18 protein-coding genes are annotated in these 25,446 nt (G+C 46.1%); 9 read left to right on the plus strand and 9 right to left on the minus strand.

Annotated elements, in window-relative coordinates:
• Nucleotides 1–165: 165 nt before the first annotated feature.
• The 7 genes from abc-f to KI350_RS13855 all read left to right on the plus strand — a co-directional run bounded on the left by abc-f (nt 166) and on the right by KI350_RS13855 (nt 8,314).
• The gene (gene abc-f / locus KI350_RS13830; RefSeq protein ID WP_020451740.1) at nt 166–1,893 is read left to right on the plus strand and encodes a ribosomal protection-like ABC-F family protein; all 1,728 of its coding nucleotides are present in this window, start codon (nt 166–168) and stop codon (nt 1,891–1,893) included.
• Nucleotides 1,894–2,039: 146 nt separating this feature from the next.
• Nucleotides 2,040–2,165: a hypothetical protein gene (locus KI350_RS23240; protein WP_023855724.1), complete on the plus strand. Its 126-nt coding sequence runs from the start codon at nt 2,040–2,042 to the stop codon at nt 2,163–2,165.
• Between the two features lies 1 nt (nt 2,166).
• Nucleotides 2,167–3,735 (plus strand): spore germination protein, encoded by a 1,569-nt coding sequence (locus KI350_RS13835; RefSeq protein WP_020451739.1) that lies wholly within the window; start codon nt 2,167–2,169, stop codon nt 3,733–3,735.
• Nucleotides 3,736–3,757: 22 nt separating this feature from the next.
• Nucleotides 3,758–4,864 (plus strand): spore germination protein, encoded by a 1,107-nt coding sequence (locus KI350_RS13840; RefSeq protein WP_020451738.1) that lies wholly within the window; start codon nt 3,758–3,760, stop codon nt 4,862–4,864.
• A 29-nt stretch (nt 4,865–4,893) separates the two neighbouring features.
• A complete protein-coding gene (locus tag KI350_RS13845; RefSeq protein WP_020451737.1) occupies nt 4,894–5,994 on the plus strand; it encodes a spore germination protein in 1,101 nt (366 codons plus the stop codon).
• Nucleotides 5,981–7,177, plus strand: coding sequence for a Ger(x)C family spore germination protein (locus tag KI350_RS13850; RefSeq protein WP_145651853.1), 1,197 nt, complete (start codon nt 5,981–5,983; stop codon nt 7,175–7,177). The genes KI350_RS13845 and KI350_RS13850 overlap by 14 nt, the downstream gene beginning before the upstream one ends.
• 39 nt (nt 7,178–7,216) lie before the next feature.
• Nucleotides 7,217–8,314 carry a spore germination protein gene (locus KI350_RS13855; RefSeq protein WP_020451735.1) on the plus strand — a complete coding sequence of 366 codons (1,098 nt, stop codon included), beginning with the start codon at nt 7,217–7,219 and terminating at the stop codon, nt 8,312–8,314.
• 4 nt (nt 8,315–8,318) lie between these two features.
• On the opposite strand, the gene KI350_RS13860 is transcribed toward KI350_RS13855, so the two are convergent.
• On the minus strand, nt 8,319–9,776 hold the full coding sequence (locus tag KI350_RS13860) for an MDR family MFS transporter (RefSeq protein ID WP_044803362.1): 1,458 nt from the start codon (nt 9,774–9,776) through the stop codon (nt 8,319–8,321).
• Between the two features lie 202 nt (nt 9,777–9,978).
• Here KI350_RS13860 and KI350_RS13865 point away from each other — a divergent pair, with 202 nt between their 5' ends.
• A complete protein-coding gene (locus tag KI350_RS13865; RefSeq protein ID WP_020451733.1) occupies nt 9,979–10,455 on the plus strand; it encodes a MarR family winged helix-turn-helix transcriptional regulator in 477 nt (158 codons plus the stop codon).
• Nucleotides 10,456–10,495: 40 nt separating this feature from the next.
• Here the strand turns inward: KI350_RS13865 and KI350_RS13870 are convergent, their stop codons facing one another.
• The 3 genes from KI350_RS13870 to ppsA form a co-directional block, all read right to left on the minus strand.
• Nucleotides 10,496–12,535, minus strand: a complete 2,040-nt coding sequence (locus tag KI350_RS13870) for a molybdopterin-containing oxidoreductase family protein (RefSeq protein WP_025811340.1) — start codon at nt 12,533–12,535, stop codon at nt 10,496–10,498.
• A 146-nt stretch (nt 12,536–12,681) separates the two neighbouring features.
• A complete protein-coding gene (locus KI350_RS13875) occupies nt 12,682–14,106 on the minus strand; it encodes an MDR family MFS transporter (RefSeq protein ID WP_212930499.1) in 1,425 nt (474 codons plus the stop codon).
• Between the two features lie 455 nt (nt 14,107–14,561).
• Nucleotides 14,562–17,156, minus strand: a complete 2,595-nt coding sequence (gene ppsA, locus KI350_RS13880) for a phosphoenolpyruvate synthase (RefSeq protein ID WP_212930500.1) — start codon at nt 17,154–17,156, stop codon at nt 14,562–14,564.
• 324 nt (nt 17,157–17,480) lie between these two features.
• Between ppsA and KI350_RS13885 the strand changes: the two genes are divergently transcribed.
• Nucleotides 17,481–18,197 carry a 3-ketoacyl-ACP reductase gene (locus KI350_RS13885; protein WP_025811343.1) on the plus strand — a complete coding sequence of 239 codons (717 nt, stop codon included), beginning with the start codon at nt 17,481–17,483 and terminating at the stop codon, nt 18,195–18,197.
• Between the two features lie 46 nt (nt 18,198–18,243).
• Here KI350_RS13885 and KI350_RS13890 read toward each other — a convergent pair whose 3' ends face one another.
• From KI350_RS13890 to KI350_RS13910, 5 genes are all read right to left on the minus strand, one after another.
• The gene (locus tag KI350_RS13890) at nt 18,244–19,458 is read right to left on the minus strand and encodes a cytochrome P450 (protein ID WP_025811344.1); all 1,215 of its coding nucleotides are present in this window, start codon (nt 19,456–19,458) and stop codon (nt 18,244–18,246) included.
• Nucleotides 19,459–19,694: 236 nt separating this feature from the next.
• Nucleotides 19,695–21,518: an ABC transporter ATP-binding protein gene (locus KI350_RS13895; RefSeq protein ID WP_020451727.1), complete on the minus strand. Its 1,824-nt coding sequence runs from the start codon at nt 21,516–21,518 to the stop codon at nt 19,695–19,697.
• Nucleotides 21,515–23,242 carry an ABC transporter ATP-binding protein gene (locus tag KI350_RS13900; RefSeq protein ID WP_025811345.1) on the minus strand — a complete coding sequence of 576 codons (1,728 nt, stop codon included), beginning with the start codon at nt 23,240–23,242 and terminating at the stop codon, nt 21,515–21,517. Before KI350_RS13900 ends, KI350_RS13895 begins: the two co-directional genes overlap by 4 nt.
• Entirely contained in the window at nt 23,239–23,712 is a 474-nt protein-coding gene (locus KI350_RS13905; protein WP_025811346.1) for a MarR family winged helix-turn-helix transcriptional regulator, read from the minus strand. Before KI350_RS13905 ends, KI350_RS13900 begins: the two co-directional genes overlap by 4 nt.
• 139 nt (nt 23,713–23,851) lie before the next feature.
• Nucleotides 23,852–25,426 carry an alkaline phosphatase family protein gene (locus KI350_RS13910; RefSeq protein ID WP_025811347.1) on the minus strand — a complete coding sequence of 525 codons (1,575 nt, stop codon included), beginning with the start codon at nt 25,424–25,426 and terminating at the stop codon, nt 23,852–23,854.
• Nucleotides 25,427–25,446: the final 20 nt, after the last annotated feature.

Below are 25,446 nucleotides of genomic sequence, written 5' to 3' on the forward strand. Positions count from 1 at the left end.
CCTTTTATACCTTGCATCAATTTCTAAATTTGCATGTTTTTTGTCGTGCAAAGAATTGGGATCGGTTCATACCGCTTTCACGATGCATATTTTGGCATGATATCCTCTCCGGGTTTCCGCGAGAGGTTTTTTGTTGTCAGCCAAAATAAAACAGAGGTGAACGGTATGACGATCTTAATGAAAATAAGAGGTTTGCAAAAAAGCTTTGGAGAGCAAACAATTTTAAAAAACATCGATTTTGACATTTCCAATCAAGAGCGGATTGGGCTGGTCGGATACAATGGAGCGGGGAAAACAACGCTCGCAAATATATTGAGCGGTCATATAGAAGCCGACAAAGGCACTGTTCAAACAGACCGGACGCTTAAAATCGGCTATCTGCTCCAGTCGATTGAGTACTCCGTTCATGATTTCAACAGCATATTAACAGGCGATGAGGGCGGGAAATTATATCAGTTGACCAGCCGTCTTGGCTTATCAAAGGTCCAAAGCTGGAATTCCGAACGGCTCAGTCATTTGAGCGGGGGAGAAAAACTAAAGCTTGCACTGGCGCACGTCTGGAAAACGATGCCTGACCTCCTCATCTTAGATGAGCCGACCAATCACTTGGATTTAAAAGGAATCAGCTGGCTCCTTGAAGAACTGCAACAATATCGAGGGGCTGTATTGATTATTTCTCATGACCGTTATTTCTTGGATCAATCCGTCTCCAAAATACTTGAGCTGGAAGATGGGAAGTTGCACACTTATCAAGGAAACTATAGTGCATACCGGCAGGAGAAAAAACGATTATATGAAGAACGTCTGCACCAATACGAAGTCCAGCAGAAGCAAAAAGAAAGAATCGAGTCACAGATTGCAACTCTTCAAAATTGGTCGCAGAAAGCCCACCGTGACTCAACAAAACAGGGATCACAGTCAGAACGAAGGCAGCTGGGTTTTAAAGAATACCACCGGGTAAAAGCCAAAAAGCTCGATAATCAAGTCAAATCAAAACTTAAACGCCTTGAACAGGAATTGGAAAAAAACAAAGCGGAAAAGCCACAGGAAGCTGCGTCAGTCAATTTTCAATTTTCATCAGGAGAAAAAAGGGGCAAACGGATTATTGAAGCAAAAGACCTGACAAAAGCGTTTGACGGACGCACTTTATTCAAAGACAGCCATTTTTACGTCAAACATGGCGAGAGAATAGCGCTTATCGGAGACAATGGCTGCGGCAAAACGACCCTTGTGAAGATGATGTTGGATGCTGAACCTGCAACAGCCGGAACGCTATGGAAGAGCCGATCTGTAAAGGCCGCATATTTAAGCCAGGATGTCAGTGATTTAAGGGTTGATCAAACAGTGGCTGAAGTACTGAATTTGTCTGACAGAGCCGAAATCGCAAATGCGCGGACCATTTTGGCCAATATGGGAATCAAAGAAAACCGCTTTCATGATGAAATCGGGACGTTCAGTCTCGGGGAGCGGACCCGGATCAAACTGGCAGGCATGATTTTAAAGGATTATGATCTGCTGATTCTGGATGAACCGACCAACCACCTTGATTTGCCAAGCAGAGAGCAGCTTGAGCAGACATTGCTTGAGTTTCAAGGCACGATCATCATTGTGTCGCATGACCTGTATTTTACAGATCAATTGTGTAACAAACTTCTCGTATTTGAAAATGGGCGCATCATCCGCGTCGAAACCGGATTGAAAGATTATCGGAACAGAAAGAAACAGCGACATGCAAAACGTGATGAAGAGGAGCGGCTTCGCATCGAAAATCGGATGACCGCCGTTCTTGGAGAATTGGCCGGACTCACACCCCAAGACCCGAGATATCATGAATTGGATCAGGAATTTTCAGAGCTGGCCATACGCAAACGGTCGTTTTTAGAAAAAGAATAAATGGACAGAACCATTTGTGTTTTTTAACACAGATGGTTCTTTTTTGTTTGACGTGGTTTAAATTACCACCCATTATAGATGGCACCCAAGGTAATAATAGGATAAAAATGATGGACTTACTACAGCAATAAAAAAGGGTGATCAACATGTGGAAAACCATTGTTTCCTATTTTCCGGACTGGATGGTCCTGATGCAGGCTTTTTTTGTCTTTTTCGTCCCGTTTGCCATATCAAAAGTATTTCTGTGGCTTCGCACGGCAGGGGATGATTGATATGAGATGGTGGAAAGCAAAAACGCGCAGATTGATACAGTCGTCCAACAAGCCGGAAAAACCTAAAAATGAAGTGCCGTCTTTGGAATCAACGGGGTATTTGACCGGCGATTTTGATCACGACCTGCAAGCGGTCAAAACAGCCTTGGAGAATAACTCAGACGTTCATTTCCGAGAATTCGACTTAGGGCGCACCGGCACCCGGGCGGCGATTGTTTTTGTTGAAATGCTTGCAGATCAAGATCTGATTGACAAACATATTATGAAATCCCTTATGGATGATTTTTCTAAAGAATATAACATTGAGCTTTCTTCATTAAACAGCAATATAACGGACTTAATCAAAAAACAGATTTTATCAATCAGCGGAGTATCAGTGGCAAAGCATGTCAGCGAAGCGGTGCCGGAAGTGTTGATGGGTACGGCTATACTGCTGATCGACGGTTCAGCGGAAGTTTTATTGCTGGGTACCGTTAAAAAAAATACAAGGAACATTGAAGAGCCCGTATCTGAATCCTTGGTCAGAGGGGCGCGCATCGGTTTTACGGAAACGATTGGCACAAATACAGCCCTTTTGAGGCAGCACGGCAAAAACCGAAATTTGTCTATGGTTCAATTTCAAGTTGGGAAGCGAGCCGTCAAAAATCTTGTCGTCGCCTATATCAAAGACGTGGCTGAACCAGGAATGGTGGAAGAAGTCAAAAAAAGAATCGAAAAGATAGATATCGATGATGCGCTCGAATCAGGTTTCGTCGAGCAGCTGATCGAAGACAATTATCTCAGTCCATTTCCGCAGGTGCAAAGCACTGAACGTCTTGACAGGGTGATGAGTGCGTTAATGGAGGGCAGAGTGGCCATTTTATTGGACGGGACGCCTTTTGTTTTAATCGTTCCGGTTACATTCAGCATGCTCCTGCAATCGCCCGAGGATTATTATGAACGCTGGCTCCCGAGTTCATTGATCCGCATCATGCGAATCGGCGCAGCCATGATCTCGCTTCTTGGACCCGCTTTATATATTTCCTTTATTTCGTTTCATCCCGGGCTGATTCCGAGTGAACTTGCGATTTCCATTACCGGAACGAGGGTGGGCGTACCTTTTCCATCGCTGATCGAAGCGCTCATTATGGAAGTGGCGATCGAAATTTTGCGCGAAGCCGGCCTTCGGCTGCCAAAACCAATCGGTCCGGCGATGGGAATCGTCGGCGGTATCATCATCGGGGAGGCTGCCGTGCAGGCAGGCATTGTCAGCCCGATTATGGTCATCGTTGTTGCCGTTACCGCGATTTCTTCATTCGCCATTCCGCAATACAGCGCCGGTATTTCGCTGCGCATGCTGAGATTTGTGGCGATGTTTTGTGCAGCCACGTTCGGCTTGTACGGGGTGATTATGTTTTTCCTCATGCTTGCCAGCCACGCGGTGAAGCTGAAAAGCTTTGGTGTTCCATACGCAAGCCCGGCTGTCCCTTATCGTTTGCGCGATTGGAAAGATTTCATCGTTCGCATGCCGATACAGATGATGAAAAAGCGGCCGAAGATGCTAAAAACAGACGATTCGACACGTCAGTAGCAGAGAAAGGAGGGAGACGCTTATGATGGTCAGGCACGAAGAGCGCATTACCACTTCGCAAACAGCTGTTATCATCACCAATTTCCTGCTTGGGACAGGGATCCTGACGCTCCCGCGAACGTCTGTTGAGGAGGTGGGGACACCTGATGTTTGGATCACGCTTGTATTAGGCGGCTTGGTCGCACTCTTGGCCGCGGTCATCATGGTAAAGCTCAACCATCAATATCCTGATAAAACCTTTTATGAATTCAGTCAGGACATCATCGGCAAATGGATAGGCAGCCTGATCAGCTTGTTATTCGCATCTTATCTATTGGCCCATTCCGGTTTTCAAGTCCGCTCGATGCTTGAAATCATCCGCTTTTTTTTACTGGAAGGAACCCCCCGCTGGGCCATTGTCATGGTTTTTTTATGGGTCGGATTATACTTGATCGTTGGCGGTTTAAGTTCGATCGCCAGGTTGTTCCAAATCGTGCTCCCCATTACATTCATTCTTTTTCTGCTGGTCGTGTTTATGAGTATCGGAATTTTTGATGTGGACAACTTGCGTCCTGTACTTGGCAAGGGAATAGGGCCTGTCTTAAAAGGAATAAAGGTGACCGCATTGTCTTTTTCAGGTATTGAAATCATTTTGGTCCTGATGCCCTTCATGAATCAGCCTCGCAAGGCCATTCATACGGTTACGATCGGGATTGCTATCCCTCTGCTTTTCTATATGGTCACAGTCGTTATGGTAATCGGCGCCCTGTCTATAGACGGGGTGGTTTCACGGACCTGGCCGACGATTGATTTGATGAGAAGCTTTGAAATCCCCGGTCTGATATTTGAACGGTTTGAGTCGCTGCTGTTGGTCATCTGGATCATGCAGCTGTTCTCCACCTTTGTCATTTCTTTTTATGGTGCGGCATTAGGCCTGGCCCATCTCTTTAAAACAAATATTCGGCCGATGCTGTTTGCCTTGCTTCCGGTGATTTATCTCATGGCCATGATCCCGAAAAATATCAACAACATGTTTGCATTCGGAGACTTTATTGGAAACAGCGGCGTTTATTTAGGCGGCTTGACCCCGCTCGTTCTGCTGGTGATTTCAAAAATAAGAAGGAGGAAACAGGGAACTGACAGAGGCTGATGATTGAAAAAGGAAAGGGGGATTTCTTCATGATGGTGAGTCAGCAAGACAAAATTACCGTTTCACAAACCGTCATCATCATCACGAATTTTCTGCTGGGAACAGGCATCTTGACACTGCCGCGGACATCTGTGGAAGCGGTTAAAGCGCCGGATGTCTGGTTGTCTGTTGCATTCGGAGGGCTCGTTGCCATATTAGCCGGTTTCATCATGGTGAAATTGAGCATGGAGTCCCCAGACAAAACGTTATATCAATATAGCCGGGATCTCATTGGCAAGTGGCCGGGAAGACTTTTCACCCTGCTTTTGATTTGTTATTTTCTCGCAACATCGGGTTTCCAAGTCCGCTCTGTTACAGAGGTTATAGGATTTTACTTACTGGAAGAAACGCCGCTTTGGGCATTGGCGATGGTTTTTTTATGGAGCGGAATCTATTTAATAACCGGCGGTATGAATCCGATTGCCCGACTTTATGAAATCATTTTTCCGATTACAGTTCTCATTTTTCTTATCGTCATATTTATGAGCGCCAGCATATTCGATACCGACAATTTGCGGCCGGTTCTCGGGAAAGGGATCGTGCCGGTGCTGCAAGGAGTCAAGACAACGTCTTTTGCTTATACAGGCATAGAAATCATACTGATCATCGTTCCTTTTATGAGAAAGCCCGAGCAAGCTTTAAAAGCAACTTTGATGGGAATTTCTTTTCCGGTTGTCTTTTATATGATCACCGTCATTATGGTCATCGGTGCACTGTCAATCGATGGAGTGTCGTCACGGACATGGCCGACGATTGATTTGATGCGTAGTTTTGAGATGCCGGGTCTGATTTTTGAACGGTTTGAGTCCTTGCTGCTAGTGATCTGGATCATGCAAATGTTCTCCAGTTTTACGATCAGCTATTTTGCTGCTGCTTTAGGTCTGTCGCAACTCTTGCAGAAAAGGAAGGAACCGATATTATTTAGCTTGCTTCCGGTCATTTATCTCATTGCGATGATGCCTAAAAATATTAATCAACTTTTTCAACTGGGAGATCTAATCGGCAACAGCGCCATCTATTTAGTCGGCCTCATCCCGCTCATGCTTCTGGTCATATCGAAAGTAAGGAGGAGAAAGTTTGAAAAAAATTAACACCATTCGCTACTTAACGATTGCTTTCCTTTTGTTTTTATTAACCGGATGCTGGAGCAGCCACGAAATTGAAGAGCTTGGTCTCACATTTGCGATGGGGATTGACAAAGGCAAAGAAACCGAACTCGAAAAAAAATTTGACGAAATGGGAGGCGATTACCCGAAAAAAGACCGGATTACGATGGTCTATCAATACGTGAACGAACAAGCAGCCGGTTCAAAATCGACCGGAGGAAGCACTGATCAAAAAACGTATATTAACGTTTACGAAACGGGAGACTCGCTTCAGCAAATTAACACCGAAATAGCATTGAGACAGGACAGACCTGTATTCAGTCCTCATTTAAAGGTGATTGTCATCGCCGCTGAGCTTCTCCGCACCTATTCGCTGGCAGAACTGCTTGATCAGCCTCTCCGCGATAATGAAATCAGGCCGAGCAGTATGGTGCTGGTCACAAGAGGGCGGGCGAGAGACACGCTTGAGCTGAAGGAAACCGGCGAAATGCCGGCGTTTCGTCTGCGCAAAATCGCCGAAAATGAATATAAAGCGAGAAAAATACTTCCTCCTGTGACGCTTGCCAAACTAACAGGCAAAATGAGATCAGGAACGAGCTATCTTCTTCAAAATGTTATCGGTACCGATGGAGAAATCAAATATGCAGGAGCAGCCGCGATCAACGGAAAAACCAATAAGCTGATCGGTTATTTGGATGAACATGACTTAGTAGGGGTAATGTGGATCACCGGTGAGGGAATTGGAGGCATGGTTAAAAGTTATGATCCGAAAGAAAAGAAGGTGACCGCATTTGGCGTCGAATCGATTAAAACCGACATCAAGCCCATCGTTAAAGGAAACCGTCTTTCTTTTGAAGTGAACGTAAAGTCAGATGGGTATCTTGCGGAAAACTGGAACACGAATGAAAAAGCTTTTGATGACAATTATTTGGAAAAAATCGAAAAAACAACCGCGAAAACGGTGAAAAAATCGATGGAGGACATTACAAAAAAAATGAAAACCGAATACAAAGCAGATCTTGCCGGATTCGGAAACGAGCTGAGGATCAAGCATCCGAGGCTTTGGGAAAAACTAAAGAAAAATTGGGATGAGACCTTTACCGATATACCGATTACATTTCATGTTCAAATCGCGATTAAAGAATACGGAACCGTTGGGGATCAGTAACAGAAGTACTTCTAATCACGAAAGGCGGAGAAACGCGCAATGATCCGTTCCGAAGATCAAATTACGACTTCTCAGGCAATTGTTGTATTTGTCAGTTATATTATGGCGGCTGGGATTCTCTCCTTGCCGAGAACCGCTGCAGAAGAAGCCGGGACGCCGGATGTATGGATTTCCGTCCTATTAGGCGGACTTGTCACAACGGCAGCCGGAGTGGTGATGACAAAATTAAGCCAGGATTATCCCGGCCAAACATTTTTTCAATATGGGGAAGACATTGTTGGAAAGTGGCTCAGTATTGTGATCAGCCTGTTTTTCATTGACCATTTTATAGCGATTGCGGCTTTTGAAGCAAGAATTATGGCGGAAGTCATTATCTTTTTTTTGCTGCAGCAAACACCGATTTGGGCGATCGTCATGTCGATGATGTGGGTCGGATTTTATTCGATCAAAGACGGAATGGGGTCGCTTGCCCGTTTATTTGAAATCATTTTTCCGGTGACAATCCTTTTCTTTTTAACCGTCGTATTTATGAGCTTTGGCATATTTGAACTGGATAATCTGCGGCCAGTCCTTGGGAAAGGCATCATGCCGGCAATAAAGGGGACAAAAGCGACAACGCTTTCGTTCATCAGCGCAGAGGTGATGGTGTTCCTTTTGGCGTTTATGAAAAAGCCGAAAGATGGTGTCAAAGTCGCTGTCATGGGAATCGGCATCGCAATGCTCTTTTACTTAACAACGGTCGTATTCGTGATCGGGGGGCTGTCGGTTGACGGGGTGACCGCGATGACATGGCCGACGCTTAACCTGATCCGCAGTTTTGAGATGCCCGGCTTAATATTTGAACGTTTTGAATCGCTGCTCCTTGTCATCTGGATTATGCAGCTGTTTGCGACTTTTTCTGTCTCATTTTACGCTGCATCCCTGGGGCTCTCGCAAATTTTCAAAAAAAAGAGCAGACCGATCATGTTCGGTCTGCTTCCGGTGATGTATTTGCTCGCAATGACGCCAAAAAATATCGATGATGTATTTTCTCTCGGCGACATGATCGGCTATCAAGCGGCTGTTTTATTCGGCATTGTGCCGATTCCGCTTTTATTGATTTCGAAAATGAGAAAAAAGAAAGCTTTGCAAAGCTAGATGTTCAGCCCGCTTTGTTCACTCGCTTTTTAGCTCTCGGTTTCACCCTGTCATTCGGCATGAAAAACACGAGCAAAAAGGCGGCCGCTGCGGGGAAAATTGCCCAAGTAAACGTATGAACAATCGAATTTGACAGCGCCTCGGTGATGTGATTTAAAATATCCGGCGGCAATGATGCCCGGGCACTAGACAAAATCTGGTTGGCGTCATTCGGTGAGGCGGGATTTGAAGCGCCTGTGCTTTTAAACATATCTTCCATCTGTTCTGAAAATTGGTTTTTTTGAATCATTCCGAACATACTGGCGCCGATCGTCATGCCGAGAGAGCGCATAAAGTTGCTCGTAGAAGTCGCTGAACCGCGCTGTTCCGGGCCGAAATGATGGATTGCCGCCATGCTTAATACAGAGAATGAAAAACCGACTCCCAAGCCGACAACAATCATATAAATTGTTAATAATAAACGCGGAGTGTCAATATTAAGCGTGCTTAATAAAGAAAACCCGCTGACGAGAACCAGTCCGGAGATGAGCATAATGTTCCGGTAGCTCATTTTTGTCGTTAAGAATCCGCCAAGCTGGGCTGATACGACAGAGCCGAGCATCATCGGCAAAAGAACAAGCCCGGAGTTTGTCGCAGAGTCTCCGTAAACACCCTGAACAAAGATCGGAATCTGGATGGTCGCCGAAATAAATGTCCCGCCGTAAAATAAAGCGACAAGCGTGCTGCCGGCAAACAGCCGGTTTTTAAACATATGAAACGAAATGATCGGTTCACTGGCCTTGCGTTCGATCATGAGGAAGCAAACCAATAAGACGGCTGCACTTCCGAAAAGAGTAAGGATGACATTCGAATCCCAGGCGTATTTCTCGCCGCCGAGCTCCAACGCAAACATGAGGCAGACGACCGCTCCTACGAGCGTGATCGCCCCTAGCCAATCAATGCGATGCTTTTCATGCTGTTTCGTCTCTTTGTAAAATAGAAGAATAAAAACAAAAGAAACCATACCGAGCGGCAGATTCATATAAAAAATCCAGTGCCAGCTGATGTAGTCAGTGACATAGGCGCCGATGAGCGGTCCGAAAATGCTCGAAAGGCCAAAAACAGCGCCGAAAAGTCCAGTGATCTTACCGCGCTTTTCCAGCGGGAAAATGTCAAAAATGATGGTAAAAGCAATCGGAATGAGAGCGCCTCCGCCAATTCCTTGGACCGCGCGGTAAATGCTGAGCTGCTCAATGGTTGTAGCCGTTCCGCACAATGCTGAACCCGCCATGAACACGATGCTGCCAAAAAGAAAAAAACGTTTTCTGCCATACATATCCGACAGCTTGCCGAATATCGGCATACCGGCCATTTCGGCGACCATAAAGGCAGATACAACCCAGACAAAGCTGTCGAGTCCGCCAAGATCGCCGACAATTGTTCCCATTGCCGTGACGACGATGGTATTGTCCATCGAAGCCATCAAAATAGCAAGCAAAAGTCCTGCTACAACAAATCCTAATTTTTGATTTTGAGTTTGTGACAAATCAATCTATTCTCCTTTTAAATAAATTCGTTCTAAAGCAGCGTTTGGCATGGACGCTTCATCCTGTTATGATCATTTATATCAGGAAATAAATATCTTAGCTGCTAAGACATAATGATTTTATAGAAGGGTGTTGCCGATGTCAAGAACAAATCATATTGAAGGAGAAGGGCTGCTCAACGAGCTGATACAGCAGTTGAGGTTTCACAGCACCGCAACCATTTTTCTGCACGAGGCGATCGGCGAGAAAATCGGACTGAACGCAACAGATCATAAATGCCTTGAGATCATCTCGCGGGAAGGTAAAGTAACAGCGGGGGAGCTTGCCGCAAAAAGCGGGCTGACAACGGGAGCGATCACAGGCGTGATCGACCGCCTTGAGAAAACGGGCTATGTCAGACGCATCAGGGATTCGTCCGACAGAAGGCGTCTTTTAGTCGAGCTGATCCCGGAAAACCTGGAGAAGATCTCTCGTATCTTTCAAGACTTGGCGCAAGAATCTGCCGGATTTTTAAGCCGATATTCAGAGGAGGAACTGCAAACCATTATCAAGTTTTTGAAAAACAGCACGGCGTTTGCCGCCGATTATGCGAAAACTTTAAAGAAGGCAAAGTGAAAAAAGACCGGTTTTGTTACAACCGGTCTTTTGTACACGTTCATATTTTTTCAATTTGAACTCTTCCAGAAAAGAAAGTTGCACCACCGCCCATATCAGCTAAACGATCGGGCGTCAGCGCATTGACGAGATAATGTTTTCCTTCTGCATCCGCCCATAATCCTTGGCTTGCGGCGACGCCCGGAAGGACGTTTTCTCCGACGGCAGCGGGCAGGATGCATGATCCGCGGTCATTCCAAACTTTCACCAAATCTCCATTTTCGATGCCTTTTTCTTCGGCATCCTTTATATTTAAGTGAAGTTTCGGCTCCTTTTCTAATTTAATATGCTTTTCATTGTTTGAAAAGGTCGAATTTAAAAAATTGTGATTCGGTCCGGGCACAAATAAAAATGGATACTTGTCTGTTTCAACAAGCGGGGTATGAGTCGGCAGGCCCGGATAGCCGTGCTGCTCCATCATTTTTGAATACAATTCAATTTTTCCGCTCGGCGTTGGCAGTTGATCAGGAAAAATTGTTTTCCGATTTGCTTTGACAAAATGCTTTTCAGTCAGGCTGTCGTAGTCAATGCCATCGAGCCACGGATTATCAGGGTAATCAAGCGCCTGTCTGATCATCTCTTCGTCGGAATCTTTCAGCGGCTCATCATCAAAGCCCATCGCCTCAGCCAAAAGTCTAAATACTTCTGTATTTGACTTGCTCTCACCATATTTCTCAATAACAGGCTGCTGAATTTGCGCATAATGGTGCCAATATGACGTATAGAAATCCGTGTTTTCGAAAGCGGAAGAAGCCGGCAGGACAATATCGGCATACCGTGCCGTTTCCGTCAGGAATAAATCGTGAACAACCGTGAATAAATCTTCGCGCTCAAGCCCTTTTCTGACTTTGTTTGCCTCCGGCGCGACGACGGCCGGATTGCTGCTGTACACAAACAGCGAACGGATCGGAGGTTCGGTTTCTAAGAGAGCTTTGCCGAGCTGATTCATGTTGATGACTCTCGGCGTTCTGCCTTTTAATAAATCGGGGCGCTGCAAAGCTTTTGTATTATAGGCCAAAAATGCCGTGTTGCCTTTGATCGCCCCGCCTCCTTTTATTGTCCACTGGCCCGTGATCGCGGGCAGGCACGCGATGGTGCGAACGATCATTCCTCCATTATCATGATGCTGAAGACCGTTGCCGATCCGGATCAGGGAAGGGGAGGTGCGGCCGTACAAGCGGGCGAGCTCGATGATATCATTCCGGGATACGCCGGTGATTGCTTCTACTGTGGCGGGATCGTATTGCAGCACATGGCGGCGCAGCTCTTCATGGCCGACTGTAAATTCTTTCAGAAATGATTCATCAGCCAAATTTTCCTCGAATAAGACATGCATAATGCCAAGCGCAAGCGCGCTGTCCGTGCCGGGGCGAATCGGAATAAACCAGTCCGCCATCCGGCCGGTCTGATTTTTATGAACGTCGATCACAACGATTTTTGCACCGTTTTTCCGGGCTTTTTGAGCAATGGTGATTTGATGCATGTTCGTTGAGACCGCATTGATCCCCCAAAAGATAAACAGTTTTGTCTCCGTTGTATCTTCAGGGTCAGTGCCGATGCTTCCGCCCATCGTGTATTTATAGCCGACAGAACCGGCAGGGGTGCAAATCGCCCGGTCAAGCTGGCTCGATCCGAGGCGGTGGAAAAAGCGCCTGTCCATTCCTTCAGCCGTCAAGTTTCCCATATTGCCGTAAAAGCTGTAGGGCAGAATGCTTTCGGGACCTTCCTGTTCAATGAGCGACTGCCAGCGGGTGCGAATCGTTTCAATCGCTTCATCCCAGCTGATCGGTTCAAATATCCCGTCTCCTTTTGGACCCGTCCGTTTCAGCGGGGTTTTCAGCCGTTTTGGGTCATAAATACGCTCCGTCATATTGCGGACTTTATTGCAAATATTGCCCTGTGTGACCGGATGTTCCGGGTCGCCCTGTATTTTAACGATTTTTCCGTCTTTTTTATGAACGAGCAGCCCGCATTGATCCGGGCAGTCGAGCGAACATACGGATTTGAAAATCCCGTCTTTTTGATCAACATATGACTCCATGGAATCCGTTCCTTTCAGATAAAATGAATATGATTCTAGCATTATATCACAAAATCTCGTCAATTCTGAAAATAAGAGCCGGAAGAATCACGGCAGAAAAACGATAAAAAAGGATGCCCCAGAAAGGACATCCTTTAAGTTTCTGTTTATTCTTGATCAAAATCAGGCGCGACCGCTTTTTTAATAAATAAAGCGGTAAAGAAAGCGATACAGCATAAAGCGAGAGCAAACCAGTAGGCATGGTGAACACCGTGAGTCATCGCTTCATTCACGATTTGTGGACTTACGGCTTCTTGCCCGGCAAGATAGCTTTTCTGGCCCTGGCTCATGATGCTGACAAACACTGAAACACCGAGTGCGCCTGCAACAGGCTGAAGTGTATTGGAAATTGCCGTACCATGAGGATATAAATGCTTCGGCAATTCGTTTAATGCATTCGTCTGCGCAGGCATCATGATCGCTGAGATAGACAGCATCAAGATGATGTACACAATAATGAACGCCCAAACCGGCACCGAAGGATTGATCCTGCTGAAGAAAAACATCACGCCGACGAGAACGATCGTACCCGGAATGATGAGTTTTCTCGGCCCGAACTTATCGAATAAAGCGCCCATGGCCGGCGACATGAGGCCGTTTAGCAAGGCCCCGGGCAAAAGCAAAAGACCTGCTGCTTTTGCTGAAAAATCAAGCGGTCCTTGCAAATACATCGGCATCACGATTTCGGAAGCGAACATTGCCATAATGACAATCACAAAAAGGCAGACCCCGCGCGTGTAATTTTTATAGGCGAACACACGCACATCCAGCAATGGTTCTTCAAGCTTCAACTGCCGAAGCACGAACAACACGATGCTGATCAGGCTGATGATGATCACACCGATGATCATAGGGGACTGAAACCCTTCCGGAGCCTCTCCGGCACTGCTGAATCCGTATACGATTCCGCCGATACCGATCGTTGAGAGAATGATCGATAAAAAATCAGCCCGCGGGCGCGTCGGTTCTCCGACATTTTGCAAATACTTCATCGCAAACAGGATTGAAAATACTGCAAAAGGAATGACGATGATAAACAGCCAGCGCCAGCCGAGGATGTCAACAATAACGCCCGAAAGAGTGGGCCCGATCGCAGGAGCAAACATGATGACCAGCCCGAACGTACCCATGATTTTCCCGCGGACTTCAGGCCGATAAATCAGCAAGAGGGCGTTCATAATAATGGGGATCAAGAGTCCCGTACCGACTGCCTGAATCATGCGCCCCGTCAAGAGCATCGGAAAATTCACTGCACAAGCGGCGATGATAGTTCCGACTAAAAAAGTCGACATGACGCCGATAAACATCTGTCTTGTCGTGAACCATTGAATCAGTAAAGCGGAAATAGGCATTAAAACACCCATGACAAGCATAAATCCGGTTGCCAGCCATTGAACAGTCGGGGCATCAACGTGAAAGACTTCCATCAGCTCTGTTAATGCGATGTTCAACAGCGTTTCGTTTAATATTGCAAAAAATGCACCAATCATGAAGGTGACTAATATTGCTTTAGAATTAAACTTTTTCTCCATATCAAACCTCCTGTAATACAATTTACCCAAAAACATGACGACAAATGATATGTAGGATTCCCGAATATCCGGAGTCCCAATTTGCTTCTTTCGTTTTTCATCTTATATAATAACGTGTCTCCACCGCCGTTCATCGTTTTTCTTCATGATTGGCAACTATATGAGTATACTCGGTTTCACCCATATTTACAATAAAATTGTCAGGTTCATCTTTTGAAGTTAACGAGTGGATGATTATGAAATGACAGGGAGGTAAGGGCATAGATCATCCCTTCAGTCAAATAAGCCCATTATTACAGGTATATTTTACCTGTATTGCGGGCAGCTGTTCTGACTGAAGAACATCATGCCCGGATCCTTTCCCTGATAGATAAAAAAGGTAAGAACTCTCCAAATCTGAAGAGTTCTTTTACATGCACTGTCGACTCCCGTATTCCTTTTCGCAGCAGACACCGTCACAAAATTTCGATATATCCCTCTGTACCGTGCACGCGAATTTGTTGCCCATCTTTTATCAGCCCAGTAGCATTCTCCACTCCGACAACTGCCGGCAGGCCATATTCGCGTGCGATCACCGCTCCGTGGGTCATTAATCCGCCGACTTCGGTGACCAGGCCTTTTATGGATACAAATAATGGTGTCCAGCCTGGGTCGGTAAAGGAGGTGACTAATATATCTCCATCTTCCAGATCGGCATTTTCCATGTTTAAAATGACACGCGCTCTTCCTTCTATCACTCCGGAAGAAACAGGCAGGCCTGCAATCGCATTAGGCGGCAAATTTTCTCGTTTGTACTCACCTGTAATGATTTCGCCATCAGACGTGATCACGCGCGGCGGAGTTAGTTTTTCATATAATTTGTACTCGTCTTTCCGTTTGCTGATGATTTGGTCATCTATTTTTTTTGTGCGTACGGCTTCGTGAAGTTCTTCAAAAGTGAGGTAGTAAATATCTTCTTTTTCATGAATAACGCCCGCTTGTACGAGTTGTTCGGCTTCTTTCAGTAACGCCTGCTTGTATACGAAGTAGCGACTGACTATGCCGTATTTTGGATATTCCCGGTAGCCGATGAAATTCCGAATGAGGTCGATCATTCGTTTTGTTTCTTTAGCTTTTTGTTCACCATCCGGTAATTGCTTCAATCGATCGATTAACTCTTGTTCTTTATCCAAAGCAATCAGCCGCCCTTGCTCAAACTTTCGATTGCCGGCGTTAGGCTCGAAGTTTTTGATATGACTAAGAATCATGGGGACAAGTGTAATTGGTTTTTCACTCCAGCGAGGTCTTGTAATATCAATTTCTCCAGGACAACGCATTCCGTATTTGCTGAGATAATCATAAATAGCGTCTTGGATTTCCTTTCCACCATTAAACTTAACCAGTTCATCGAGAAAGTGATCTTCTTTTGCATGCTGCAAATAATCAATCACTTCTGGATAAGGGCGAATCACATCCGCGACATCCATCAGCGCCAGACCCATTTCCGAAGTAATATTGCCCGGTACAGATTGAGAAAGGGTATCAGCGGCGTTTTTTTCGCCTAGCCACTTGTTCATGTTTTCATTGATCCATGTTGTCGCATTTATAGCAGCCATAAACACAGCCGTACTTTGCGGGTCAAATACGATCTTCTTTAATTGCTGGATATCTTCCAGTATAAAATCAAACAAATCCGATCCCGATTTCGCTTGGATGTTTTGCTTTAACTCTTCGATCGATGTTTGATTGCGCTTCATCAAATCAGAAACGATTGTCGGATCGTTCTCGAATTGCACCGGCATATCTGTTTGACCGTTGCCCGGAATCGGTGCTGTTTGATCATTTGGCATCAATTTTATAAAATCTCGCTCGATTACGGTCATGAGTGCGTCTTTTGTAAGCGGATCTGCTCCCACGGTGTTTAATAAAGCTTCCCGGCCGGCACGTGTCGTCAGCCTAGGCGCAACATCAACAAACAATCTCCCGCCGGCTTTACGCATAGGTGCAGGAGTAATTAACAGATAAAAAGACAAGCCCAACGGTTTAATGGGATCAGTCATCATTTGCTGATGACCAACAGATAGATAGACGTGATTTTCTTGATCATTCGCTTCAGGGATCGGGAATAAAGTCGTGATCGGCCGGCTCTGAACAATATAAAATGTATCATCAGCCAAACACCATTCGATATCTTGCGGCTGGCCGAAATGAGCTTCGATCTGTCTTCCGATACGTGCCAGCTGTAAAATTTGCCCGTCAGTGAGTGCTTGAGACATCTGCTGATCAGGATCGATCTGCTTTGTCTCTGTTCCGCCTTGTGCTCGTCCATAAATCGCCAATTTCTTGGCTGCTATTCTCTTATCGGCGATTTGTCCGTTTTGCACTTTATAACAATCGGCAGAGACCAAGCCGGAGACCAGAGCTTCTCCAAGTCCAAAACCGGCATCGATTGAAAGCAGTTTCCGGTTGGAAGTCATCGGATCAGCGGTAAATAAAATTCCTGAAGCATGCGGGAAAACCATCTTTTGAATGATAACGGATAAATAAACTTGCCTGTGATCGAATCCATTCTGCATACGGTAGATGACCGCGCGCTCCGTGAACAGGGAAGCCCAGCATTTGCTGATATGCTGCAAGATCGCATCCTTGCCGATAACATTTAAATAGGTATCTTGTTGACCTGCAAAAGAAGCATGCGGCAAATCCTCGGCAGTCGCGCTAGAACGCACTACATAAGCATGTTTCTCGCCAAATTGAGAGAGATAGTGAGCAACTGCTTTCACAACATCAGCAGGAATTTCTGCTTCCATAATGATTTGCCGAATTTTCCTGCTGATTTCACCAATTTGATCCCGATCCTCAACTTTTAGCATGGCCAGTTGATCCAGCAACGCTTGGAACGTTTCGTTTCGATTGATGGCTTTTTGAAATGCTGCTGTCGTGACGCAAAAGCCTTCTGGTACTTGTATTCCTTGAATGTTTGATAATTCACCTAAATTTAACCCTTTTCCCCCGACAAGCAAAAGCTGTGTTTTTTCCATTTCGTGAAAACCGAGAACGAAATCACTCATTCTGCATCTCTCCTTCGAAAAAAATTTGACAAGAGCTTTTCAATATGTTAGAATTAAATTATAAGATGGGATACCTATGACTATTAATCTAAAACATACGTGATCTGATTATATCATCGCGTCTGTTTTTATGCAATATGAAAAGAACCTGGTAAAACGATCCAGGTTCTTTTTTTGTTTCTTCAAGCAATCGAATATAACGATGGCCGATTTAATGGGCGGTTCGCAGACGGTTTATTCTTCGCAAGTCGTCATATTTGCAAAAACGCAGTTTATTTTCCTATAATTTAAACGTGTGCTACATATAGAAAGGAAGTTTTTCATATGCAATCTTTACAAAACAAAACCGCTCTGATTACAGGAGGGGGAAGAGGGATCGGCCGCGCAACAGCGATTGCCCTTGCAAAAGAAGGCGTACATATCGGCCTTATCGGCCGTACAGCTGCGAATCTTGAAAAAGCAGCAGAGGAATTAAAGGCGTTCGGCGTAAAAGTATCTGTAGCTGCAGCTGACGTAAAGGATTTAACAGCTGTAGAACGTGCGGTCCAATCTGTAAAAGGAGAGCTTGGACACATCGACATTCTCATTAACAATGCCGGGATCGGCGGGTTTGCAGGATTTCTTGAGCAATCCCCTGAAGAGTGGGAAAATATTGTCCAGGTGAATCTGATGGGGGTTTACAATGTAACACGCGCCGTTCTGCCTGAAATGATCGAAAGAAAAGCCGGCGATATTATTAATATTTCTTCTACAGCAGGCCAAAGGGGAGCAGCCGGGACAAGCGCCTACAGTGCGTCTAAATTCGCGGTACTCGGACTGACCGAATCGCTGATGCAGGAAGTCAGAAAACACAATATCCGCGTGAGCGCCCTTACACCGAGCACGGTTGCGACGGACTTGGCAATCGACTCCAAATTAACAGACGGCAATCCGGAACGCGTCATGCAGCCCGAAGATCTGGCCGAATACATGGTCGCCCAGCTTAAACTGCATCCGCGCATTTTCATTAAATCAGCGGGCATGTGGTCTACAAATCCTTAAACAATCGGGAAAGGACAGGCTTGAAACAGCCTGTCCTTTTTTCGTGCTATTTTTGCGAAAGGCGGACGGGGAGATGGCGGACGCCGAAGACAAACGGACTTTGAATCGCTTCAAGCTCCTCTGAGCTGTCCCTTTCCACTGATGCATGCCGCAGCAAGTAATCGAGTGCGACTTTCGCTTCAAGCCGGGCAAGGGGAGCGCCGAGACAAAAATGGATGCCGAAGCCGAAGCTCATATGCGGGTTTGATTTACGATCAAGCCTAAAGCTGTCGGGATCGTCAAATTTCAGTTCGTCACGGTTCGCTGAAGCGACCCAGTTGATCACCGTGGAACCTTTTGCAATCCGCACGCCTTTGATGTCAAGGTCTTCAGCCGCCGTGCGGCCGATTGCTTGCACGGGCGGATAATACCGCAGTGTTTCTTCAACAAAAACAGGAACGAGGGACAAATCTTGCCTTACGGCTTCCTGTGTGGCTTTGTCTTCGGTGAGATAGCGGACGCTGTTTGCGATCAGGTTAGTTGTCGTTTCGTTGCCTGCGACCAAAAGAATGATGCAAAAATTCAGCAGTTCTTCTTCTGTCAGCGACTTGCCGTCAACTTCTGCCCGTAGCAAAAGCGAAATCAGGTCGTCTTTTGGCTCTTTTTTGCGCTGCTTGATAATGTTTTTAAAATAATCCGCCAAAAACCGATTGCCTTCTTCACGGCGTTTGTACATCTGTTCAGCGGCTTCAGCCGAGCGGTCTTCCGCACCTGCGACAAGGATGTCTGAATAATGTTTAAACATGAGGCGGTCTTCAGCCGGAACGCCCAAAAGTTCAGCAATGATAATGACGGGAAGGGGAGCAGCCAAGTCATCCACCACATCAAACAAATCCTTCTGTTTCGCTTCGTTAAATAAAAAAGCCGTCACTTCTTCGATATGCGGCTCAAGCTCTTTCACCGCTTTCGGCGTAAAAGCTTTATTAACGATGGCCCTCATTTTTGTGTGTTTCGGCGGGTCCATTGTTAATATGCTTTTTCCTTCCATATTACCGCCGCGTTTTGAAGAGAAAAGCTTCGGGTTTTTTAACACGAATTGAACGTCTTCATACGAAAAGATATCCCAGCATTTTCGCTCATCATCGTAACGCACAGGAGACGTCTTTCTGATCCGGTTATAAATCGGGAACGGAAACAGCCGGTCATTACTGGAGCTGATTTCTTTCATCGGAATCCAATTGGCATAGTGCTTGCTTGATTGAAGTGAATTTGAATTTGCCACGTCAACTCTCTCCTTTAACATGAATCGTTTATACATGATGAACCGGTTCAATATTTACGTTATCACTATTTTTACAACGGTTTCAACGGACATATCATGAAAAAATTGTCAATTGGCCGAAAGTATCGGATCTAAAAAAGGAAAAAAGGCGAGGTATGCTCACAACACCGGGAACATCAGCTCAGAGATGGATGAAAAAAACGAGGCCGCACCTGATCAGGTACGGCCTCGATCTTTCAGCTTACGGCTTCTTCCCGGGAGAACTGGCTGTTATACAAATCGGCGTAAAAACCGTTCTCGCGGAGAAGCTCTTCATGGCTGCCTTTTTCAATAATATCTCCGTTTTTCATCACAAGAATCAGGTCGGCATCTTTAATGGTAGAAAGACGGTGGGCGATGACAAAACTCGTGCGGTTAGCCATCAGTTTGTTCATCGCTTTTTGAATATTCATTTCCGTCCGGGTGTCGACACTGCTAGTCGCTTCATCCAATATTAAAATCTTCGGATCGGCTAAAATGGCTCTCGCGATCGTGAGGAGCTGCCGCTGCCCTTGCGAGATGTTTTGGGCATCTTCGCCCAGTACCGTATCATAGCCGTCCGGCAAGGTACGGATAAAATCGTCGGCATAGGCGGCTTTTGCCGCCCTGATGATGTCTTCATCTGTTGCGCCATCACGTCCGTAGGCGATGTTTTCGCGGATGGTGCCGTTGAACAGCCATGTGTCCTGCAAAACCATCGCAAACATGCTTCTGGCCTGTTCGCGCGACAGTTCGCTGATGTCAGTGCCGCCGACCTTGATGCTGCCTTTGTTTAATTCATAAAACCGCATCAGCAAATTGATGATCGTCGTTTTTCCTGCACCAGTCGGTCCGACGATCGCAATTGTCTGGCCTTCTTTGGCATGGAGGCTTAAATCGCGGATGACCGGAACGTTTTTATCATAGCCGAAGGCGACACGTTCAAACGATACATCGCCTTTTAATGCGCCGGTATCGATGGAAGCCGGCGTTTCCTCGGTTTCCTCGTCTTCGTCTAAAAGACTGAACACCCTTTCGGCGGATGCGATTGCCGATTGGATTGTATTCGCGATTCCGGCAGCTTGAACGAGCGGCTGGGAAAATTGCTGCGTGTATTGGATAAAAGCCTGCACGCCTCCGATTAAGAGGGTGCCGTTAAGAACGAAAATACCGCCGGTTATGCTGACAAACACATAGCCGAGGTTGCCGATGAATGTCATGATCGGCATCATCAGACCTGAAATAAACTGCGCTTTCCAGCCTGACTGGTAAAGACGCTCATTCACTTCATCGAATTGCTGAATCGCTTTTTCTTCATGACCGAATGCCTTTACTTCCTGGTGCCCTGTAAACATCTCTTCAACGTGTCCGTTGATGTCGCCGAGTTCTTTCTGCTGCGTGCCGAAGTGTTTCTGCGAAAATGAGGCGATAAATCGGACAGCGAGCATGCTGAGCGGAACCGTGATGAAGACGACGAGCGTCAGCACAGGGCTGATCAGGAGCATCATGACGATGATTCCGACTATCGTAATGACAGACGTAATCATTTGCGTCAGCGCCTGCTGCAGTGACGTATTAATATTGTCAATATCATTGACGGCGCGGCTGAGCGTATCGCCATGCGAATGCTTGTCATAGTACTTTAAAGGGAGCCGCGTCAGCTTTTCATTCACTTCCTGGCGCATTTCGTATATCGTTTTCTGGGCTACGCCGGCCATCAGGTATTGCTGCAAGAACGTAAAGAAAGCAGAAAGCAGATACAGTCCTGCCAGGATCATCGTGATCCGGCCGAGAAAGCCGAATTGAACACCGGTGCCTTCTGTAAAGCTTGCGAAAAGGGAAGAGGTCGCATCTCCGAGAAGTTTTGGACTGATGACATTAAACAACGTCGCCAATATTGCAGCACAGACAACGAGCACCAGCTGGAAGGTCCGCGGTTTTAAATAGCGGGCCAATCTCAAGAGGGTCTTTTTAAATTCTTTCGGTTTTGTCTCGTGCATTCCTTTTGGTATCGAGCCGTGATGCTTTTGTTGTTGGCTCATGCGCTTTCCTCCTCGGCCTGCTGTGATGCCACAATTTCCTGGTAAATTCCATTTTCAGCAAGCAATTGTTGATGGGTGCCGATACCGGCTATTTTTCCTTCATTTAATACGATGATTTGGTCCGCATCTGTAATCGTGCTTACCCTTTGGGCAACAATAATGACGGCGGCATCAGCGGTGGTTTTCTGAAGCGCTTTTCTCAGCTTTTGATCCGTTTTGTAATCAAGCGCCGAAAAGCTGTCGTCAAATAAATAAATTTCCGGTTTTCTGACCAATGCCCGGGCGATGGAAAGCCGCTGTTTCTGGCCGCCTGAAAGGTTGGCTCCGGCCTGCTCGATATCAGATTCAATTCCATTTTCCTTGCCTTCCACAAACTCGGAAGCCTGTGCCGTTTCAAGTGCTTCCAAAATTTCTTCATCTGTTGCATCTTCTTTGCCAAATCGGATATTGTCCTTGATCGTCCCGCTGAATATTGAAGCTTTTTGCGGGACATAGCCGATTTTCGCGCGAAGCTCCTTTTGCGCCATCTTTCTGACATCTGTTCCGTTGACAAGCACAGACCCTTTTTCAATATCGAAAAATCTCGGGATCAATTGAAGAATCGTCGTTTTTCCGGCCCCTGTGCTGCCGATGATCGCAGTCGTTTCACCCGGTTTTGCCTTGAACGTAATATTTTCGAGAACGGGCTTTTCAGCTCCGGCATAACGAAAAGTCACATCTTGAAATTCCACATAACCGCGCAAGCCGCTGTCTTTCTGCGGCTCTTTCGGATCGGTAATCGAAGGCACTGTTAACAGCACTTCGTTAATGCGGTCGGCAGATGCCTGAGCCCTTGGGATCATCACGAATGTCATCGCAAGCATGATCAGCGCGATTAGAATCATGGATGCATATTGAAGGAAAGCCATTAAGTTCCCGACCTGCATGCTGCCTTGATCGATGCGGATGCCTCCGAACCAGATAATCGCGATGTTCGTGAAATTCATCATAATCATCATGACAGGGAATAGAAAAGCCATGATTCTGTTGACGGCGATGCCTGTATCGCGAAACTCTTCGTTTGCCTTTTGAAAACGGGCTTTTTCTTGATCAACTCGGTTAAAGGCGCGAACGACGCGAACTCCAGTCAAACCTTCCCTGAGAACAAGGTTGAGACGATCCGTCTTTTTTTGAAGAACGCCGAATAAGGGAACAGCTTTTCTTGTAATGAGAAAAATCAGCCCCGCAAGGATCGGGAGAGCGGCCAGAAATATAATCGACAGCTTGGCATCTCTGGACACGGCAAGCACAATACCGCCGACCAGCATTAACGGCGCTCTTGTCATCAATGAAAGCATCATGTTGAGTACATCCTGGACTTGCTTGACATCATTTGTGGTACGGGTAATGAGAGAAGCAGAACCGATTTTTCCGAATTCATCCATTGAATAGTGTTCAACTTTGACAAACAGCTTGCGCCTGATATCCCTTCCAAAGCCGAGGGCTGTTTTCGAAGCGAAAAACGCTTTTCCGACAGTCATGATGATGGCCAGAAGGGAGCAGGCGATCATCCAGCCTCCGGTTCTCAATATGAATGGCATGTCGCCGTTCACGATTCCGACATCAACGACATCTGCCATTAACGTCGGCAAATAAAGCTCAAGCACACTGCTCAGCAAAGTAAAAACAGCGACAAGAATCACTTGCAGCTTATAAGGCTTTAAATATTTTAAGAGTGAGATCATTTTTCAACCTTCTTTTCACTTGTTTTTTCTCCGTGTTCGATAAACTCGGATAACTTATGAATCAAATCGGCGAACTGCCTGCTTTCATCCTCGCCCAGAAACCGAGTGAGCTGCAGGAACCACCGGTTCAGCCCTTTAAGCGCATCGTCCGCCGCTTTTTTTCCTTCATCGGTTAAAAAAATCCGGACGATCCTCCTGTCATCCTCATCCATGCGCCGAAAAACGAGCCCTTTTTTTTCCATTCTGTTCAACATCTGCGTGACGAAAGGGGAGGTGACATGCAGAGCGCGGCTGATTTCGGATGCCATTTTGCCTTCACCGCTTGCTTCATTTAAAAGCATCAGCGCTTTTGCCTCAGTCTTTTTCCATTCAACTGCAGGAAAAGACTGCTTCATTTCCGCATACCGCAGCCGGTTGAAAGCTTCGATCAACTGCACAACGGTCTTGCGGCTGACTTTATCTTGTTTCATAAAAAGCACCTGCTTCTCCATTTTAATTAATTAAGTAAATAAACTAAAACACGGTATTATCATACATAGAACAACAAAAGATTGTCAAAGAAGAAACTTATAAAAAAGAAAAAACCCGATCATTGATGACATGACCGGGTCATTGTACGAGCTTCATAAAAAAATCTTTCATTTCAAGGTGGCGAAGATGTTCCGGAACTTTTTCCGAACCGACGATGATCATCGGAGCCAAGCTATCCGTTTTATAAAGTGAGCCATGGCCGCCTCCGCCAAAATGGAGGGGAGACTTTTCGCCGGCAAATTGGAACCCGGGTTTCGCGTCGGCGATCACAAACTGTCCGCGATGCGAATGCATGGCGCTGTACAGGCGGGCAAGAGCATCCGGGTAATCGCCGTATTGGATCGAGACGCCGTCTGCTTTAATGTCCAATAAAGAAAAATCTCCGCTGATCGTCCATGACTGCCCGTAAGGATCTTGATAGCCGCCTTTTGGACGAAACCGAAGCGGTTTTAAAGAACGCTTCGAATCAACATATATCCAGCCGCTTTTTTTCCACGCTGTGAAAGCGATCCGTTCGTCTTTTTTCAATTCATTGACGGCACCTTGCAGCGGCATGTTTCGATCCGTGACATAAATGTATGCCATTCTGTCGTTTACTGCAAAAAGAAGCTGGGCGTTTCGATCGTGGGCTTCGTTTATTTTAGCGATCCGGTATCCTTTAAAAAGCGAATGAAGCCGGATGGCGGCCTTGTCTTTATCGCGTCCGATCGCTGTCTGCCCGCCATCACCCATGACGACCCATACCGCTTTTTCGGCCGCATCGCGCCAAGAATCATATGCATTCAATATACACTGCAGCTGCTGGTCCATTTTTTCGAGGCCTTTCATATCCTTCGGGCCTTTTTTGTGTGCATCATGGTCAAAATCGGGCAAGTAGGCGACAGTCAGCGCAGGAAGCTTCCTCTTTTTAATTAAATAGGCCACTTCCTGTGCTGTGAACTTGTCGTTAACGCCATAACCTTGCCAAATATGATGGTAGGAGTTATTGGGATCGAGCTGGGCAAAGCGGCCGAACGAAAAAAGAGCCGGCCCGTTTACCGTCATATGTTCAGGCATCAATTTAAGCTTTTTGAGCGGGGGCGGGATATTTAATTCGTGGCGGTCAGGCCCTCTGTATATGAGCCCGTTGATGGATGCCGACTGTTTTCCTCGCACTTGCAAATCATCATGGACCGTTGTCACCTTTCGGCTTAAATGGCGGTGATTAAGAGAAAATATCCCGTCTTCGATCGTTTGTTTGATGCCGAGTGTCGCGATTTCTTTTTTATCGCTCCCGTAATTCACAATTCTCTGTTCATCCTGATTATACCAGACGAGCCCGGGAACGCGGTGGATATTCGGATAAGTTCCGGTGAGCAGGGTGCTGTCAATCGAAACCGACATGGTCGGATACGCGTTTACCACTTCAGGTTCATAATGACCGTTTTCAAGAAAGAATTTTAATGCCGGGGCGCGGCCTGCTTGAATCGCTTTTTTCAAAGGCTGATCCATCAAAGAGTCGATGATAAGGACAATGACCGGTTTTTTGGAGGATTTGACGGCCTCTGCTTCTTCATCCGGGAGTCCCAATTTTTCATTCCCGGCATTCAGCCATATAATAAATGAAATTAGCGCACATATAAAAATGGCAAGAACAATGCTTAGCTTTTTCAAAATGGCCTCATTCCTTTAAT

The sequence above is a fragment of the Bacillus sp. J41TS8 genome (assembly GCF_018333035.1).
Lineage (GTDB): Bacteria > Bacillota > Bacilli > Bacillales > Bacillaceae > Bacillus > Bacillus paralicheniformis.

What these genes read in the sequence shown, in the direction of transcription:
- abc-f (WP_020451740.1), top strand. Translation starts at nt 166, where the DNA reads ATGACGATCTTAATGAAAATAAGAGGTTTGCAAAAAAGCTTTGGAGAG.
- KI350_RS23240 (WP_023855724.1), top strand. Translation starts at nt 2,040, where the DNA reads ATGTGGAAAACCATTGTTTCCTATTTTCCGGACTGGATGGTCCTGATG.
- KI350_RS13835 (WP_020451739.1), top strand. Translation starts at nt 2,167, where the DNA reads ATGAGATGGTGGAAAGCAAAAACGCGCAGATTGATACAGTCGTCCAAC.
- KI350_RS13840 (WP_020451738.1), top strand. Translation starts at nt 3,758, where the DNA reads ATGATGGTCAGGCACGAAGAGCGCATTACCACTTCGCAAACAGCTGTT.
- KI350_RS13845 (WP_020451737.1), top strand. Translation starts at nt 4,894, where the DNA reads ATGATGGTGAGTCAGCAAGACAAAATTACCGTTTCACAAACCGTCATC.
- KI350_RS13855 (WP_020451735.1), top strand. Translation starts at nt 7,217, where the DNA reads ATGATCCGTTCCGAAGATCAAATTACGACTTCTCAGGCAATTGTTGTA.
- KI350_RS13860 (WP_044803362.1), bottom strand. Translation starts at nt 9,776, where the DNA reads ATGGCTTCGATGGACAATACCATCGTCGTCACGGCAATGGGAACAATT.
- KI350_RS13865 (WP_020451733.1), top strand. Translation starts at nt 9,979, where the DNA reads ATGTCAAGAACAAATCATATTGAAGGAGAAGGGCTGCTCAACGAGCTG.
- KI350_RS13870 (WP_025811340.1), bottom strand. Translation starts at nt 12,535, where the DNA reads ATGGAGTCATATGTTGATCAAAAAGACGGGATTTTCAAATCCGTATGT.
- KI350_RS13875 (WP_212930499.1), bottom strand. Translation starts at nt 14,106, where the DNA reads ATGGAGAAAAAGTTTAATTCTAAAGCAATATTAGTCACCTTCATGATT.
- ppsA (WP_212930500.1), bottom strand. Translation starts at nt 17,156, where the DNA reads ATGAGTGATTTCGTTCTCGGTTTTCACGAAATGGAAAAAACACAGCTT.
- KI350_RS13885 (WP_025811343.1), top strand. Translation starts at nt 17,481, where the DNA reads ATGCAATCTTTACAAAACAAAACCGCTCTGATTACAGGAGGGGGAAGA.
- KI350_RS13895 (WP_020451727.1), bottom strand. Translation starts at nt 21,518, where the DNA reads ATGAGCCAACAACAAAAGCATCACGGCTCGATACCAAAAGGAATGCAC.
- KI350_RS13900 (WP_025811345.1), bottom strand. Translation starts at nt 23,242, where the DNA reads ATGATCTCACTCTTAAAATATTTAAAGCCTTATAAGCTGCAAGTGATT.
- KI350_RS13905 (WP_025811346.1), bottom strand. Translation starts at nt 23,712, where the DNA reads ATGAAACAAGATAAAGTCAGCCGCAAGACCGTTGTGCAGTTGATCGAA.